The following is a 15,808-nucleotide window of genomic DNA, read 5'->3' as shown; positions in this document are numbered from 1 at the left end:
GCTGGGGCACTAACCGTCCTTGAGCCCAGGAGGCCCGGTGTCGTGGCGGTGCCCGCTTCAGGCACCCGTCGCGAGCGAGATCGTCCCGTCGAACCGCCCCACCGTCTGGCCGCCGACGCCAGTGGCGGCGTCTGCCAGACGCTTGGTGGTGAACGTGCCCCTTGCCCCGGCGAACCGCCCTGTCGAAAGCTCCGGGTCGATGACGGCGACTTCGGTGATGAGAACGGTCCCGGGCTCGACGAGCGACGAGGATCCGGTGTGGGCGGCCACGAGACGGTCGCCGTTCGCCGCAGTGAACGCGTAGGTGCCGGCTCCCGTCACCGGCCGCGCTCCGAAGTCGACGGTGGCCTCGATGACCAAGGTGAACTGTCCAAGGAGGCTGGCCTGTCCGTCGGCCTCGAACCGGTCGAACACGACCGGTGGCGAAACTGGGGTTCGGCTGACGTGCACACCCTCGAGCGTGCCTTTGAACGTCAGCGTGCGCGCCGCATGCACATGGGGGGCGTCGCTTGCTGCAGCCGCCATTGCTGCCGCTTGGGCACTCAGGCAGCCCGCCAGCACGAGAACGGTGACCGCGAAACGGTGCCTCAACCTGGTCATCATCATTTGCCTCCTGGTCGACATGGAGACGAGCCCTGTGGCCCGACCCGACAACGGGAGGTTCGGACAAGGGCGTTTCATTTCCGTTACAAGACGTGGTCGCCGGCCAACGCCTCGGCCGAGGCCGCGTCCGGTGTGAGAGCCCGCCCTGCCTCGAGTGCGAGCTGCAGCAGGTCCGCTGGCAACGCAGGACGAAGCGTCCCCAGGGTCACCTGTCGTACGGCCGCCTCGGCCGGCTGGATCGTGCTGCCCCCCTCACGGCGCAACGACTCGCCCGCCCCCAGGAGTCGCGCAGCACGCACGAAGTCCCGGCGCTCGGCCGCCACCAGAGCGAGCCCTTCGCAACACCAGCCCGCAGTCTCGAGAAAGTGCAGGGCGCGGGCGTGTTCCAACGCTTCGGTGAGGTGCTCGGCCGCCTCGTCCGGCAGGTGCTCGAGGGCGGCCGCGATGCCGAGCCGCGCCAGCACGATGGAGATGACTTCCGGGTCCCCTGATGTCCGAGCCAGCGCGAGCGCGCGGCTGCCGACGTCGCGAACGTCGGCGTACCTGCCGTCGTGGAGCAGGGCTTCAGCCAGGACGAACAGGGCAACCGCTTCGAGCCGGACATCACCCGCCGAGCGAGCAACAGCCACCGACTCCTCGCAGTGTCCGGCAGCGCGCTCGAAGTCGCCGGCTCGCGCGGCGAGCGTCGTGAGGACGTTCAGCGAGACGGTGAGCGCGCGAGGTGGCCCCGCAGCCCGTCCGAGCGCGACTCCCTCGAGTGCGAAGGTTTCAGCACGGGCGTCGTCGCCGAGCAGCCGCGCGAAGAGCGCGGCCCCCGCGAGCGCCATCGAGCGCAGCGGTCCCGGGACCGCCGTGGGAAGGCTCAGCGCCTGTTCGAGCCACTCGAGTCCCTGACGGCGATGGCCCCGGACGAGCCAGTATCGCCACAGCCAGGCCGCCAGCGGCACTGCCAGGTCAGACCCGGCCGCGAGCGTCCATCGCATGGCGGAGTGCAGGTTCTCGCGTTCCGCGTCCAGCAGGTCGAGTGCCTCCGCCTTGCCTTCACGGCCCTCCGTGCGTGCGTGCTCGGCGACATCCAGGAAGTACTCCGCGTGCGACCGACGGACCAGGTCGGGACGACCGGACGCGGCGAGACGCGCTGCTGCGTACTCGCGCACCGTCTGCAGCAGTCCGTACCTCACGCGACCCGAGCCCGGCGTCACCACGACGAGCGAAACGTCCACGAGCCGGCTGACCAGCTCGTCCGCTCGGGCGACGTCGCCCTGGCAGAGGACGGCGGACACGGAGTCCAAGGTGAAACCTCCGGCGAAGACCGAGACTCCCGCCAACAGCTCCCGTTCATCCGCCTCGAGCAGCTCGTAGCTCCAGTCGAAGGTCGCGCGGAGCGTCTGATGGCGCGGAGAGGCCGACTGGTGCCGCGAACGAAGCAACCGGAAGCGGTCGTCGATACGGTCGGCTATGTCCTCGACCGACAACGACTTCGCCCTCGCGGCGGCAAGCTCGATCGCGAGCGGCAGCCCGTCGAGCTCGCGGCAGATCCTGGCCACGGACATCATGTGCGTCGCCGTCGACGCCAGATCACGTCGAACCGCTCGCCCACGCTCAAGGAAGATGCGGACCGATGCGAATTCCGAGATCCGGTCGAGCGAGAGGTCGTCCGTCGGTGTCGGCAGGGGTTCTACGGCGTAGTCGATCTCGCCCGGTTCGCCGAGGGGGATACGACTCGTGGCCAGCACGCGCACGAAGGGGGACGAGCGAAGCACGGCGTGAACGACTTGCGCGCAGGCCGTCAAGACGTGCTCACAGTTGTCCAGGACGATCAGCAGCTCTGCGTCCCGACAGTGCTCGACGAGGGTGTCCATCGCGGACAGGTCCGGACGTTCGCGGACTCCCAAAGCCCGGCACACGGCGTTCGCCGGCGACCTCGGATCGTCGTTCGCCGTCAGGTCGACGAACCACACGCCACCGGTCCAGGATCCCGCCTGACGCGTCCCTAGCTCCAGGGCGATCCGCGTCTTGCCGGCGCCGCCGACCCCGCTCAGCGTCACCAGACGATGGGTCCGCAGGAGCTCGGCGACCTCGGCGACCTCGCGCTCGCGGCCCAGCAGGCTCGTGACGGGTGCCGGGATGCTGTTCCGCTGCGCAGGCGTGGCGACAGGGTCGAGATCCTGACGGAGGACGGCCCGCTCGAGGGCTTGGAGCTCCTCGCTCGGATCGACACCGAGGCCGTCGGCAAGGATCTGTCGGGCCCGTCGGTACGCGGCGAGCGCGTCCGCCTGACGCTGAGAGCGGTGGAGTGCAGTGAGGAGCTGACGCCACAGGCGCTCGCGCAGCGGTTCCTCGGCAACGAGGCGCTCCAGCTCGCCGACCAACGCGGAGTGACGCCCGAGCAGCAGGTCCGCTTCGATCCGCTCCTCCAGGGCCGCGATCCGCAGCTCGTCCAGTCGACTGGCCTCGCGCGCGAGAAGGCCGCTGTCGCGAACATCCGCGAAGGCCGGGCCGCGCCACAACGCCAGTGCCGCCGTCAGGCGATCCGCCGCCATCCCAGCAGCACCCCGAGCCAGGGCGTCGCGCCCCTCGGCGTACATCCGCTCGAACCGCCACGCGTCGACCTGCTCGGGCTCGATGTCGAGAACGTACCCGGGAGGGCTGGCCGCAAGGGATGAGTCGCCCAGCGTCGCACGAAGGCGCGAGACGTACACACGGAGCGTGCCCTCTGCGCTCGGCGGGGCATCGCCCTGCCAGAGCTCATCGATCAACCGATCGCTCGACACCGTCCGTCCCGGTTCGACGAGAAGCAAGGACAGCAGGCAACGTTGCCGTCGGCCCCCCAGCTCGACCGCCCGTCCAAAGCTGGCTGCTCCCACCGGCCCCAGCACCTGGAACGAGTCGGTCGAGGCAGTCACAGTGCTCATCCTCAGACGGTCACGCCCCACCGACAACCCGATGCCGGCCCGTGCGTTCACGAAGGGAGTCCTACTTCACCTCGGAGCGGCGCAGGAACAGCAGCCCGACGACGAGCGGCACCGCGATCCAGATGGCCGTGGTCGAGCCGAGCATGGCCCATTCCCTGGCTGTGTCCGTGCTGCCGTCGAACAGGGCGACCTGCGTGTAGTTCCAGTCGATCCACGGCTGCAGGTCGCTGAACCAGTCCCGCACCTGAGCGAGCAGGACGAGGATCCCCGGCATGACGAGGGACACGACGAAGTAGCCGACGATCGCGGCTGCGGAGTTGCGCAGGACGACGCCGAGCGTGAAGCCGATCGCCATGCCGACGAGGTTGCCGAGCACGATCTGCGGCGCGGTCGAGAGCGAGATGTTCCAGACCGTGTCGACGCCCGCAAGCGCGGAGCCGGCGAGGTTGCCCAGGGCACCGACAGCGAAGGCGACGGCCATCGAGACCACGCCGACCAGGCACGTCGCGATCGCCTTGGCGCCGATCACGCGGCCGCGGCTCGGCACCAGGGTGAACGTCGTGAGCCCCGTGCGCTGGCTCCACTCGCTGGTGACGCCGAGGATCGCGATCATCGGCAGGATCACCGACATCGGAAAGCCGATCGCGGTGGCGAAGCTCTCGTAGGTGACCTCGTCGTCGGGCGCGAAGATGATGACCGCGCACGTGGCCAGGACCGACAGCAGGCCGATGCTGATCAGCATCCAGTAGCCCGACCGGGTGTTGAACATCTTGCGCAGCTCGCTCTTGACCAGGCGAGACGTGGGAATCCCGCGGACCGCTCCTCGAGCTGGTGCGGCCGCTGTGGTGCCGGGGGAGACGGTCGTGGCGGTCATGCCGCAACTCCTTCGCGTTGGGTGTCGGCAGTGAGCGACAGGAACATGTCTTCGAGGCCCGCACCTTCGGCGGAGCGGAGCTCGGTGAGGGCGATGCCGGCCTCGAGAGCCACCGTTCCCACGCGGGCCGGATCGGCGTCGGTACGCACCGAGCCGTCACCTGCGAGCGTGCTGGAGATCCCGGCCTGCTCGAGTGCGTGCGCGAGGTCGCGCGGCGACGCGGAGCGGACAAGGGTGCCGGCGGCTGCGAGGAGCTCCTCCTTGGTGCCGGAGGCGACGATCCTTCCGTTGCCGATGACGACGAGGTCGTCGGCGATGACCTCGATCTCGTGCAGGAGGTGCGAGGACAGCAGCACGGTCCCGCCCCTGTCGGCGTAGCCCCGCAGCAGGTCGCGCATCCAGCGGATACCGGCTGGGTCGAGACCGTTGGCGGGCTCGTCGAGGATCAGCACTCGCGGGTCGCCGAGCAGCGCAGTGGCGATGCCGAGGCGCTGGCGCATGCCGAGGGAGTAGTTGCGCACACGGCGCTTGGCCTCGGCCGGCGTCAGGCTCACCAGCTCGAGCATCTCGTCGACGCGCTTGCGGGGCAGGCCCATCGTGTCGGCGGCGACGACGAGGATCTCGCGACCGGTGCGGCCTGCGTGCTGGGCGGAGGCGTCGAGGAGGACGCCGACCTCGAGACCCGGGTTGGGGAGGTCGGCGAACCGGACTCCGTCGATGGTGGCCGAACCGGACGTCGGGGCGGTGAGACCGACCATGACGCGCATCGTGGTGGACTTGCCGGCGCCGTTCGGACCGAGGAACCCGGTCACGCGGCCGGGCTGAGCGGTGAAGGAGGCGTTGTCGACGGCGGTGAAGCCGCCGTACCTCCGGGTCAGTGAGTCAACGGTGATCATGAGCAGACCCTCGCGGCCGGACACCGGTCGGCGCATCGGGTGGATACCCCAAGGCCCCACCCACACGACCCCTGCCCAACCCGGAGCTCACCCTTTGGTGTGAGTTCGTGACACGCGTTCAGAAGTAGACTCGCCCGGTGGACTTCACCCGTGCCACCTGGACGTGGAACCGGGAGTCTCAGACCCTCATCGTCACAGGCAGCGTCGACGAGATCGTGATCGACGACCTTCGCCTCGCCATCTACGAGGCCACCAGCCACTACAGCCGAGACCTCACCATCGACCTGAGCGGGGTGGACTTCCTCCCCAGCATGGGCATCGGCGTCCTGGCCTCCGCCATGCGCCAGGCCGCGGAGAACGAGACGACCGTCCGCCTGCTGGCCCCCAGCAAGTCGCTCGCCGACAAGATCCTGACCCTCAGCGGAATCCCGCACGCACCCGAGCCCGACGCCCCCCTGTCAGTGACCTGACCGCGGCGCGGACAGGGTCGAGGAGGTCGACGAGGTCGACGAGGCGTAGTACCGGACGACGACAGCCCCTGACCTTCGTTTCCGAAGGGCAGGGGCTGTGCGCCGTTCAGGGTGTGGTTACGGGATGGACGTGATCCGGTTCTGCGGCCCCGGGTCCACGGTGCCCAGGAACTCGACATACCGGGAGAACGCGTCCGAGTCGATCTCCCCGACGAACCGGTTGGTGCCCTGGCGGAGCACCGAGTAGCCGTCGCCACCGTCGGCCAGGAAGTTGTTGACCGTGACGCGGTACGTCGTCGCAGGATCGAGCAGCACCCCGTTGATCCGCACGTTCGACACCTTCGAGCCGGTCGGCGCGGACTCCGAGCGGTCATAGGTGAGAGACGCAGGGATCTGCAGGACGCCGTTGCCGCCGCTGAACTGCTGCTCGAGCAGGTCATCGATCTGGGTACCCGTCATGTCCATGGTGACCAGGACGTTGGCGAAGGGCTGGACGCTGAACGCCTCTCCGTAGGTGATCGGGCCGGCGTCGATGGCTGCGCGGATGCCACCGGAGTTCATGAACGAGACCACTGCCGGCGCGCCGTGGGACCAGCCTGGCCCTGAGGTCGCCCACAGCTGCGCGTCGGCGATGATGTCGCCGAGCGAGGACTCGCCGTACGCGTTGTTGGTGCGCGACAACGCAGCCGAGGCGGTGCCGATCACCCTGTTCTCGATCGGTGCCGCGATCTCGCCGTAGTGGTTGATCAGCTCGGTGATGTCGGCCGCGGGAGCGAACTCGGTGCGCTCCACGATCACGTTGTTGATGCTCGCGGAGACGACCTCCTTCGTGGCCCGGCTGATGGTGAGGTCGACATCGGTCACGACACGACCGACGGACGCGGCGCCCGTGACCATGATCCCGGTGCCGGCCAGGTTCGGGCAGTTCAGCGCCCAGTTGGTGTGACCCGTGACGACCAGGTCGATCTCAGGGTTGAACCGCTTGATCACGTCGACCGCCGCGCCGGTCGGGTTGGCGCACGAGTTGACCGTCGTCTCGTTCAGCGACGCTCCGGCGCTGCCACCCTCGTGCATCAGCACGACGATCGTCTCGATGCCTGCCTTCTTCAGGACGGGCACGAGCGCGTTCACAGAGTCGGCCTCGTCTTGGAACTCGAGGTTCTCCGTGGCGGCCGCAGTCACGATGTTGGGGGTCCCCTCGAGCGTCATCCCGACGACGGCGACGTCGACGCCCGGGAACTCGTGGATGGCGAACGGCGGGAAGATGGTCTCGCCGGAGTCCTTGTAGGTCACGTTGGCCGCGAGGAACTCGAAGTCGGCGCCCTCGAAGCCGTCACCGCCGAAGCAGCCCTCGACCGGGTGGCAGCCGCCCTCCTGCATGCGGGTCAGCTCCTCGGGTCCCTCGTCGAACTCGTGGTTGCCCACGCCGTTGTAGTCGAGGCCCATGAGGTTCATGGCCTCGATGGTGGGCTCGTCGTGGAAGATCGCCGAGACCAGCGGCGTCGCGCCGATCACGTCGCCCGCGGAGACGAAGAGCGAGTTCGGGTTGGTCTCTTCCAGGCTGCGGACGTACTGCGCGAGGTACTCCGCGCCTCCGGCCGGCGTCGTCCCGATCCGGCCGCCTGAGCTCGTCGAGTCAGGTGGACGGAGCTGGCCGTGGAAGTCGTTGAGAGCCAGGATCTGCACTTCGGTCGTCTTGGCCTTCGTCTCGGCTGGGCCGCCTGGCTTCGGCTTCGCCGACGCGCCCGGCGCGACGGCCGCGACCAGCAGCGCAGACGCGGCGGCGGTGACCACGAGACCTATGGATCGGGTTCGCATGTTGATGGTGACTCCCCTTGTTAGTTCGCCCGAGCGGGCTGGCGGCAAACGCTAAGCGAGAGAGGAGCCGATGTCATTGGCCGATTTCGCTAAATCGGTGTCGCGGTACCACGTCCCAGTTGTGCTGATGTGGGGGAGCGACCGGTCAGAGTGAGCAGCAGGTGCTGGATGGGGGCCCTGAGGACCGTGCCGTCGCCGTAGGACCAGTCGACGTCGGTGGCCACGAGGCGGACGCCGGGCTCCGGCTTCCACAGGCTCAGTGGCCAGGGGGTGTTGAGCACTCGGTCTGCGGCAGCCGCGGCTGCATCAGGCGGCATCTTGTGGTCGATGCCGAGCGGCTGGCAGATGTCCTGGACGTGGACCAGCGTGTCGATCAGCGGCTCGTAGTCGGAGATCATCGGGGCCTTGCGGCGGGACCCGACGAAGCTGCGGATCTTGGCGACGATCTCGTCGTGTGTGAGCGGGCTGTGGACGGCGGCGTGGTCGATCATGGCGTTGTAGCGGAAGCCCGTGCGGATCGCCGGCCAGAGGATGTCGCGCATGCGCGAGTGCGCGCACGTGAGATGCGCAGCCACGTCGCGCACGGTCCAACCGCTGCAGAGGCTCTGGACCTCCCAGGACTCCTCGGGAAGCGAGTCGAGCAGGTCGGCGATCCAGGCACGCTCGCGGTCGATGTGTCCCCACAGGGTGTCGCTGTCCACGGCGTGTCACCAGCCTTCCCGTCTTATTAGACAGAGTCTCTGTCTAATATGGTGCCATGACCGACAGCCGTCAAGAGCCGGGCCTGGCCGTTCTGCTGTTCATCGCCAACCGGGCGCTCGAGCAGCGGGCCACCGACGCGGTGGCGGCCGCCGGCTACACCGACATCACGCTGGCCCAGGCGCGGATCGCGGCCCGGATCGGCCCTGGCGGGACGCGCGTCTCCGAGCTCGCAGCGCAGGCGCGGGTGACCAAGCAGAGCGCGGCGTTCCTGGTGGAGCAGCTCGAGACGGCCGGGTACGTCGAGCGTGTGCCGGATCCCTCCGACGGTCGGGCCCGGCTCGTGCGACTCACCGAACGGAGCGCGGGCATGGCCGAAGCGGCGAACGCGGAGGTCGATCGGGTGCTGGGGGAGTGGGCGGAGCATGTGGGCGCCGACCGGCTCGCGGTCGTGCACGACGTGCTTCGCGACCTGCGAGAGATCACCGACCCCTGGAGATGAGAGGGACGCCGCCTAGGCTCGCGGGATGAGGATCCTGATCATCGGAGGCACCCGGTTCGTCGGTCACGCGATGGCCGAGGCGGCGCTGGACGCGGGGCACGACGTGACCTTGCTGCACCGCAACCCGACCGACGAGCTGCCCGGGGCGACGCACCTGCTCGCCGACCGCAACGACGACCTGTCCGTGCTCACTGACGGTGAGTGGGACGCGACCATCGACGTCTGTGCCTACGTGCCTGACCAGGTCACCGCGATCCACGACGCGCTCGGCGTCCGCGGTGGTCACCACGTCTTCGTGTCGACGGTGTCCGTGTACGTCGACCAGGAGGCGCCCGGGGCGGACGAGGATGCGGAGCTGTTCCCCGAGCCGGCGCCCGGGACCACCGAGGTGACCAACGAGACCTACGGTCCGCTGAAGGTCGCCTGCGAGCGGGTCGCCCGCGAACGGTGGGGCGACCGGCTCACGATCATCCGGCCGACGTACGTCGTCGGACCGCGCGACATGACGGGCCGCTACCCGTGGTGGGTGCTGCGCGCCGCCCGCGGCGGAACCATGCTGCTGCCCGGCCCGGCGGACGCCCCCATGCAGTGCATCGACGCCCGCGACATGGGCGCGTGGACGATCAGGCTCGTCGAGGACGGGACGACCGGGATCTTCACGGCCGCCCGTCCGACGACGTCGTTCGGCGAGCTCGTCTCCGAGACCGTGGCGGCGGTCGGCGTACCGGCCGAGCTGGTCGAGGTCGACGGTGCCTTCCTGGTCGAGCAGGGCGTCGACGGTGCCCAGCTGCCGCTGTGGTCGGAGGGGGCCGCGGAGCAGGTGCTGGCGATGAGCACGGCACGTGCCGAGGCGGCCGGACTCACCCACAGGCCCTTCGCCGAGGTCGTCCGCGACACCCTGGCATGGGCCCAGGCCCACCCCGACCTGGCCAGCCGTGACGGACTCGGGCTGGCCCCCGAGCGCGAGGCTGAGCTGATCGACGCAGCGGCGAGCGGATGACTCCGGAGGTGTAGGTAGGGTCCGGGCATGCCGCCCTCCCCTCGGGTCGCACCGGCCCGTGTCGCCCTGGCCCTCGGCGTCGCCCTCGTGATCGGCCCGATCGGCTCGAGCGCGGTGAGCAGCGCCGTCCCACCGCCGCGTGCGGTCACGCCCGCGCCCGCAGCCGATGGGGCGGCCACGGCCTGTGTCGGCAGCGGGTCGGGTCGTGACGTACGCCGGCCTCGGCACGTCCGGCGCATCGACGCCGGGGAGACCGGGTGGTTCTCCTCGCCGGGGCTGGTCGACCTCGACGGCGACGGACGGCTCGAGATCGTGGCGCCGTTCTACTCGACCTTCGTGTACGACGCCGCCGGGAAGCTGCTCGGCAAGGGCACGGCCGGTGCCGGCCGGGTCTACCCGCCCTCGGTGGTGGCCGACCTCGAGGGCGACGGGGTCGTGGACATCGTCACCGCCGGCAACGAGGGGACGGTGGCGGCGTACGAGTTCCGCGCCGGCAAGGTGGTCGGCAAGCCTGGTTGGCCGGCGTCGACCCGCAGCGGCGGTCAGGCGCCCGAGGCTCGGGGGATCGCCGCGGCTGACCTCGACGGAGACGGCACGGTCGAGGTCGCGGTGACCACGACGAACACCTCGGACACCGGTGCCCAGGTCTTCGTGTTCGACGCCGCCGGGCGCCTCTTCCAGCCCGCGGGCGGGCACTCGCCGGCATGGCCCCGCTACAACCAGCTGCCCGGACCTGGCAACGACCGTGACTTCAACGGCGTCGGCAACCACGGGTACGGCGCCTACGGCGAGAACGTCGCGATCGGCAACATCGACGACGACAGCGACCTCGAGATCGTCGTCACCTTCGACAACCACCAGATCAACGCCTTCAACCTCGACGGCACGTCGGTGCTGGCCTCGTCGTGGTTCACCAACCGCTCGTCCGAGGCGGAGGGTGAGCGGCTGGGCTGGGGGCAGTTCATCCGCTGGGCCGACCCGCGGGTCGAGCGCCGTCACTACCACCGGCACACGGGGGCCTGGCCGAGCCCGGAGAAGCAGGCCTGGCTGCAGTGGACGGCGTCGCCGCCCGCCATCGCCGACCTCGACGGCGACGGCCGCCACGAGGTGATCGGCATCCCCAACGTCGAGCGCCACATCCCCTACAAGACCGTGGCGCACGCCTTCATGGTGCTCGACGGCGCGTACGGCGACGGCAGCCGCTCGGCGCGCCGCCACCCGGGCTTCACCAGGCTGCCGATGTCGAACCGGCCGGTGCACCGACCGAGCGGCGACTGGTACCCGCCCACGGGGATCCCCGCGCCGACGATCGTCGACATCTCGGGTGACGACCGCCAGGAGATCGTCGCCGCGCTGCCCGGCGGAAAGGTGTACGCCGTCGGGCCGGACGGCAAGCGGCTCTGGTCGGCCACGTATGCGCCGCGGCGCGCCAAGGTCTTCGCCTCCGAGGTGGTGGCGGCCGACCTCAACCGGGACGGCCGGCCCGAGCTGGTCTTCGGCACCTATTCCCTCAAGCCGGGAGGGGGCCGTCTCGTCGTGCTCAGCGCCTCGGGACGCAAGCTCTTCGACCAGAAGCTCAAGGGTCAGCGCCGCGACGGCAACGGCATCGGCGTCGCGGCGGCGCCGTCGATCGCCGACCTGACCGGCGACGGGCCGCTCGAGGTCGTCCTCACGACGATCGACCACGGCGTGGACGTCTACACCGTGCCGGGGTCCGCGTCTGGGTGCCTTCCGTGGCCGACGGGTCGCGGAAGCCTGCTGCGCAACGGGACGGTTCAGCCTCCCGCGTGACGTCGCCGGGTCGGCGCGAAGGCGCTGGCGCCGAGCCAGTCCCAGAACCGCTCGGCGTCCCGTCGGGGGCCGATGACGTCGAGGTCGCGCGAGCGCAGCACCTCCGTCGGGGTGGCGTCGCCGGTCCACACCTCGGTGAGTGCGCGCACCGTCGACCGCACCTGCAGCGTGAGGTCGTGACCTGGGTCGTCGCGACAGAGGTCGGCGACACCGCCTTCCACCACCAGCCACCAGTCCTGCTCGCGCTCGCCCGCGTCGGGGAAGTGGAAGTGGATGACCACGCGCTGGTCCGGGAACTCGTCGAGCCGCACGAAGCGTCGTACGTCCCACATCAGGAAGCCCGCGTCGAGCTGGCCGGGCGCGAGCCGGCTGCCGATCCAGCGCGATCCCCAGTGGCCGAGCGCCATCACGATCGGGCGCAGCTCCTCGCCCGCCGGCGTGAGCGCGTACGACGTCTGCCGGCCGTCCTCGTGGCGGCGGACGACTCCGAACTCCTCCAGGGTGCGCAGCCGTCTGGCCAGGAGCGTCGGACTCATCCGGGGCACGCCCCGGCGAATCTCGTTGAACTGCGTGCTCCCGCAGAGCAGCTCGCGGACCACGAGAGGCGTCCAGCGATCGCAGATGACCTCGGCACCTCGGGCGACGGTGCAGAACTGGCCGTAGTCGGGCATGTCCCGACGCTAGAACCGCGGACGCGCGCCCACTAGTACAGATCGTGGACTAGTCGCGGGTCTGGTCCGGGTCGAGGCTCGTCGTCGCCGGGCGCTGGGCCCGGCCACTCGACCCAGGGGGACTCCATGACCACGCAGACCTTCGACCCGGTGGCCTTCAAGCAGACCACCCGCCGCCAGTGGCAGGACGCCGCCGAGGCGTGGCACCGATGGGGCGACTTCATCGGCCGGTGGCTGGGTGAGTCCACCGAGGCGATGATCGACCTGGCGAGGATAGGACCGGGCAGCCAGGTCCTCGACGTGGCGGCGGGCGCGGGCGAGCAGTCGCTGCGGATAGCCCGCAAGGTCGGACCCGCCGGCCGGGTGCTCGCGACCGACCTGGCGCCCGACCTGCTGGCGAGGGCCCGGGCCGACGCGGTGGCGCAAGGGCTCGACAACCTGGAGACGCTCGAGCAGGACGGCGAGGACACGGGCTCGCTGCCCCCGGGCTCGTTCGACGCCGTGGTGAGCCGGGTGGGCCTCATCTACTTCCCGGACCGCGCGAAGGCCCTGGCCGGCATGCGGTCGGCCCTGCGCGACGGTGGTCGGATCAGCGTCGTGACGTACTCGACCCCCGACGCCAACGGCTTCTTCTCGGTGCCGGTCGGGATCATCCGAGAGCGTGCCGAGCTCGGGCCGCCGCTCCCGGGACAGCCCGGTCCGTTCTCGCTCGGCGCCGACGGGGTGCTGGAGCAGACGCTCGCCGACGCAGGCTTCGTCGACGTCGAGGTACGCCGGGTGCCGTCGCCGGTCGTGCTCCCGTCGGCGGCCGAGTGCGTGCGCTTCCAGCAGGAGTCGTTCGGGGCGCTGCACCAGCTGATGGCCGGCTTGTCGGAGGCCGAGCGTGCGGACACGTGGGCCGAGGTGCACGAGGCGCTGACGGCGTACGAAGGGCCCGATGGTTTCGTCGGACCCTGCGAGATGCTCGTCGGTGCCGGGACGAAGGGGTAGGTCCCCTCAGCGCAGCCCGTCGCGCGCGAGCGTGAGCAGGGCGTCGACGTCGAGGTGCTCCTCGACCAGGTCGCCGAGCAGGTCGAGCCGGCGCTCGCGGGCGGCGGGGAACGACGCCCGGCTGGTGACGCCCAGCGCGTCGAGGAGGTACGCCGCCCGGGTGGCGTCGTCCTCCAGCGAGCCATGCGTCATCGTGCCGGTGACGCGGCCGGCGGTGAGGGAGCCGCGCACGCGGCCGTGGTGGATCTCGTAGCCGGAGTCGTGGAGCCGGAGCACCTTCTCGGGCGTGAACTCCGTGGTCAGGTCGAGCAACCCGAGCCCGTCGACCGCCCCTGAGGGACCCTCGACGGCGTACGGGTCGGAGATGGATCGCCCGAGCATCTGCGCGCCCCCGCAGATCCCGAGCACGGGCCGTCCCGAGGTCGCGTGGTCGACGACCACCCGGTCGAGGCGGCGCTCGCGCAACCAGGCCAGGTCTGCCCGGGTCGCTCGCGTGCCGGGCAGCACGATCAGGTCGGCGTCGGCGAGCGCGCGCGGCGTCGAGGCGAAGACGACGTCCAGCTCCGGCTCGATCCCGAGAGCATCGACGTCGGTGAAGTTGCTGATCCGCGGGAAACGCACCACCGCGACGCGGCGGGTGCCGACGCCGGGGTCGGTGCGGCGGCCGTCGAGGTCGATCGCGTCCTCGCTGTCGAGCCACACGTCGGGGTGCCAGGGCAGGACGCCGAGGACGGGCCGGCCGGTCCGGTCGGTCAGCATGTCGAGGCCGGGCTGCAGCAGGTCACGCCCGCCGCGGAACTTGTTCACCACCCACCCGGCGACCAGGCGGGCGTCGGCCTCGTCGAGCAGCGCGAGCGTCCCGACGAAGGCCGCGAACACCCCGCCGCGGTCGATGTCGCCCACGATGACGACCGGAAGGTCGGCGTGCCGCGCCAGCCCCATGTTGACGTAGTCGCTGCGCCGCAGGTTGATCTCGGCCGGGCTGCCGGCCCCCTCGGCGACCACGGCCTCGAAGCGGCTCGCCAGGTCGTCGTACGCCGCGTGCGCAGCCGCCGCGAGCCGGGCCCGGCCGGACTCCCAGTCGGTCGACGTCACCTCGCCCGCCGGCTGGCCCATGACGACGACATGGCTCCGCTCGTCCCCGCCGGGCTTGAGCAGCACGGGATTCATCGCGGCCTCGGGCTCGACGCGGGCGGCCAGGGCCTGGATCCACTGCGCCCGGCCGATCTCGGCGCCACCGGCGGTGACCATCGAGTTGTTGGACATGTTCTGCGCCTTGTAGGGAGCCACACGTACGCCGCGGCGGGCGAACGCCCGGCAGAGCCCGGTCGTGACGACCGACTTGCCGGCGTCGGAGGTGGTGCCCGCCACCAGCAGCCCGCTCACCCGGCCGGACGGTAGCAGTCGGTCCACGGCGCGCCGCCACCGCTGTGGGCGACCGCCGTCCTAGTCTCAGCCGCGGGGGAGGGGCTGTATCCGTTCGCGCTTCATCAGGTCCAGGAGGACCCAGTGGCTTCCCCAGCCGAGCACCCGCTCCACCCTGCCCTCAAGGCCGTCGACCGCGCCATCGACCGGGCGATCGACTCGCACGGCATCCCTGACGCCGTGACCCGCCTGCTCACCTCCGCCGAGCTGCAACGCCGGGCGGCGATCCTCGCCACCGGCCGCGACGACCACAAGAGCGCGGCCAAGCACCACCGCGCCGCCGCTCGTGACTACGCCGAGGCGTTGGCCCTGCTCGAAGGCGCCGCCTCGCGCACCGCGGTGGGCTGACGGCTCGATCACTTCTCCAAGTCGCAGTTGCCGTCCGACCCGCGGGCTCGGTTCGGCGGTGCCCCGGTGGTCGAGCAGTGAGCTTGCGGTGCCACGGTGGTCGAGCAGCGAGCTTGCGAGCGGCGGTGCCCGGTGGTCGAGCAGCGAGCGAAGCGAGCGGCGGTGCCCGGTGGTCGAGCAGCGAGCGGCGGTGCCACGGTGGTCGAGCAGCGAGCGAAGCGAGCGGATAGTCGAGACCACCATCACGGTGCCGGTCGTGACGGGCCGCGGGTGATGGCGCGCGGATAGGCAGCAAGAGGGAGCGGTGCGCTTCGTGTTGCGGTCTCTGCCCGGCCCCGGTGGTCGAGCAGCGAGCGAAGCGAGCGGCGGTGCCCCGGTGGTCGAGCAGCGAGCGAAGCGAGCGGATAGTCGAGACCACCGTGAAGGCGGGTGTTGGCCTGGGGAAACCGGCTGGTGTTCGAACAGGTGTTCGAGTAGAGTGCTGACCACGATGACCCACCCCGCCGACACCCATCCCACACCCGCAGACCTCCTGGAGGAGGTACGCCGGGTCGACGCGGTGCGCGTGAAGGCCGAGGCCGACCTGCTGGCGTTGGCGTGTGCGTGGGCCGACGCGCACCCCGACCTGGACCAGCGTCCGGTGGTGGCGGGGTTGGGGCCGGACTGGTTCCCCGAGCACCACCAGCCGATCCTGGGCGACGACCCGGCCGATGAGGACCTGTTGATCCCAGGTGTCGCTTGGGACGCCCCGGCGGGGTTCTCGGCGGTGTTGGGGATGTCGACCCAGGGCGGGGAAGGGCTGATCC

15 protein-coding genes and 1 pseudogene are annotated in these 15,808 nt (G+C 70.6%); 7 read left to right on the top strand and 9 right to left on the bottom strand.

The window, feature by feature from the left end:
• Positions 1-57: 57 nt before the first annotated feature.
• The 5 genes and pseudogenes from ABD295_RS00080 to ABD295_RS00060 form a co-directional block, all read right to left on the bottom strand.
• Positions 58-603, bottom strand: coding sequence for a hypothetical protein (locus ABD295_RS00080; protein ID WP_344301434.1), 546 nt, complete (start codon positions 601-603; stop codon positions 58-60).
• Between the two features lie 83 nt (positions 604-686).
• Positions 687-2,651, bottom strand: a complete 1,965-nt coding sequence (locus ABD295_RS00075; RefSeq protein ID WP_344301432.1) for an ATP-binding protein — start codon at positions 2,649-2,651, stop codon at positions 687-689.
• 186 nt (positions 2,652-2,837) lie between these two features.
• Positions 2,838-3,518, bottom strand: a pseudogene (locus ABD295_RS21110) (AfsR/SARP family transcriptional regulator); the annotation flags it as partial.
• Between the two features lie 61 nt (positions 3,519-3,579).
• Positions 3,580-4,392 (bottom strand): ABC transporter permease, encoded by an 813-nt coding sequence (locus ABD295_RS00065; protein WP_344301430.1) that lies wholly within the window; start codon positions 4,390-4,392, stop codon positions 3,580-3,582.
• On the bottom strand, positions 4,389-5,288 hold the full coding sequence (locus ABD295_RS00060) for an ABC transporter ATP-binding protein (RefSeq protein ID WP_344301429.1): 900 nt from the start codon (positions 5,286-5,288) through the stop codon (positions 4,389-4,391). Before ABD295_RS00060 ends, ABD295_RS00065 begins: the two co-directional genes overlap by 4 nt.
• A gap of 137 nt (positions 5,289-5,425) precedes the next feature.
• On the opposite strand from ABD295_RS00060, the gene ABD295_RS00055 reads away from it, so the two are divergent.
• Positions 5,426-5,758 carry an STAS domain-containing protein gene (locus ABD295_RS00055; RefSeq protein WP_344301428.1) on the top strand — a complete coding sequence of 111 codons (333 nt, stop codon included), beginning with the start codon at positions 5,426-5,428 and terminating at the stop codon, positions 5,756-5,758.
• A 117-nt stretch (positions 5,759-5,875) separates the two neighbouring features.
• Here the strand turns inward: ABD295_RS00055 and ABD295_RS00050 are convergent, their stop codons facing one another.
• Positions 5,876-7,576: a bifunctional metallophosphatase/5'-nucleotidase gene (locus ABD295_RS00050; protein WP_344301427.1), complete on the bottom strand. Its 1,701-nt coding sequence runs from the start codon at positions 7,574-7,576 to the stop codon at positions 5,876-5,878.
• A gap of 89 nt (positions 7,577-7,665) precedes the next feature.
• Positions 7,666-8,277, bottom strand: coding sequence for a maleylpyruvate isomerase family mycothiol-dependent enzyme (locus ABD295_RS00045; RefSeq protein WP_344301426.1), 612 nt, complete (start codon positions 8,275-8,277; stop codon positions 7,666-7,668).
• A 56-nt stretch (positions 8,278-8,333) separates the two neighbouring features.
• Here ABD295_RS00045 and ABD295_RS00040 point away from each other — a divergent pair, with 56 nt between their 5' ends.
• Genes ABD295_RS00040 through ABD295_RS00030 form a run of 3 tightly spaced genes read left to right on the top strand, consistent with a single transcriptional unit; the run spans position 8,334 to position 11,568 of the window.
• Complete coding sequence (locus tag ABD295_RS00040; RefSeq protein WP_344301425.1) at positions 8,334-8,777, top strand: MarR family winged helix-turn-helix transcriptional regulator; 444 nt, start codon at positions 8,334-8,336, stop codon at positions 8,775-8,777.
• A 25-nt stretch (positions 8,778-8,802) separates the two neighbouring features.
• Positions 8,803-9,777, top strand: coding sequence for an NAD-dependent epimerase/dehydratase family protein (locus ABD295_RS00035; protein WP_344301424.1), 975 nt, complete (start codon positions 8,803-8,805; stop codon positions 9,775-9,777).
• Positions 9,778-9,804: 27 nt separating this feature from the next.
• On the top strand, positions 9,805-11,568 hold the full coding sequence (locus tag ABD295_RS00030) for an FG-GAP repeat domain-containing protein (protein WP_344301423.1): 1,764 nt from the start codon (positions 9,805-9,807) through the stop codon (positions 11,566-11,568).
• Here ABD295_RS00030 and ABD295_RS00025 read toward each other — a convergent pair.
• Complete coding sequence (locus ABD295_RS00025; RefSeq protein WP_344301422.1) at positions 11,553-12,239, bottom strand: winged helix-turn-helix transcriptional regulator; 687 nt, start codon at positions 12,237-12,239, stop codon at positions 11,553-11,555. The two genes, ABD295_RS00030 and ABD295_RS00025, sit on opposite strands and share 16 nt — an antisense overlap.
• Before the next feature lie 126 nt (positions 12,240-12,365).
• Between ABD295_RS00025 and ABD295_RS00020 the strand changes: the two genes are divergently transcribed.
• Positions 12,366-13,229: a class I SAM-dependent methyltransferase gene (locus tag ABD295_RS00020; protein WP_344301421.1), complete on the top strand. Its 864-nt coding sequence runs from the start codon at positions 12,366-12,368 to the stop codon at positions 13,227-13,229.
• A gap of 6 nt (positions 13,230-13,235) precedes the next feature.
• Here ABD295_RS00020 and ABD295_RS00015 read toward each other — a convergent pair whose 3' ends face one another.
• A complete protein-coding gene (locus ABD295_RS00015) occupies positions 13,236-14,615 on the bottom strand; it encodes a cobyric acid synthase (RefSeq protein ID WP_344301420.1) in 1,380 nt (459 codons plus the stop codon).
• Positions 14,616-14,738: 123 nt separating this feature from the next.
• On the opposite strand from ABD295_RS00015, the gene ABD295_RS00010 reads away from it, so the two are divergent.
• Both ABD295_RS00010 and ABD295_RS00005 read left to right on the top strand, forming a co-directional pair.
• Positions 14,739-15,002 (top strand): hypothetical protein, encoded by a 264-nt coding sequence (locus ABD295_RS00010; protein ID WP_344301419.1) that lies wholly within the window; start codon positions 14,739-14,741, stop codon positions 15,000-15,002.
• A gap of 490 nt (positions 15,003-15,492) precedes the next feature.
• On the top strand, positions 15,493-15,808 hold a 316-nt coding region (locus ABD295_RS00005), incomplete at its 3' end, for a hypothetical protein (protein ID WP_344301418.1).

Origin of the sequence: Nocardioides bigeumensis, assembly GCF_039531755.1 — a bacterium.
GTDB lineage: Bacteria > Actinomycetota > Actinomycetes > Propionibacteriales > Nocardioidaceae > Nocardioides > Nocardioides bigeumensis.
This window is presented reverse-complemented; position numbering and strand designations above follow the sequence as displayed.

Coding starts and splice junctions, on each gene's coding strand:
- ABD295_RS00020 (WP_344301421.1), top strand. CDS start 12,366: ATGACCACGCAGACCTTCGACCCGGTGGCCTTCAAGCAGACCACCCGC.
- ABD295_RS00025 (WP_344301422.1), bottom strand. CDS start 12,239: ATGCCCGACTACGGCCAGTTCTGCACCGTCGCCCGAGGTGCCGAGGTC.
- ABD295_RS00060 (WP_344301429.1), bottom strand. CDS start 5,288: ATGATCACCGTTGACTCACTGACCCGGAGGTACGGCGGCTTCACCGCC.
- ABD295_RS00035 (WP_344301424.1), top strand. CDS start 8,803: ATGAGGATCCTGATCATCGGAGGCACCCGGTTCGTCGGTCACGCGATG.
- ABD295_RS00030 (WP_344301423.1), top strand. CDS start 9,805: ATGCCGCCCTCCCCTCGGGTCGCACCGGCCCGTGTCGCCCTGGCCCTC.
- ABD295_RS00050 (WP_344301427.1), bottom strand. CDS start 7,576: ATGCGAACCCGATCCATAGGTCTCGTGGTCACCGCCGCCGCGTCTGCG.
- ABD295_RS00040 (WP_344301425.1), top strand. CDS start 8,334: ATGACCGACAGCCGTCAAGAGCCGGGCCTGGCCGTTCTGCTGTTCATC.
- ABD295_RS00065 (WP_344301430.1), bottom strand. CDS start 4,392: ATGACCGCCACGACCGTCTCCCCCGGCACCACAGCGGCCGCACCAGCT.
- ABD295_RS00080 (WP_344301434.1), bottom strand. CDS start 603: ATGATGACCAGGTTGAGGCACCGTTTCGCGGTCACCGTTCTCGTGCTG.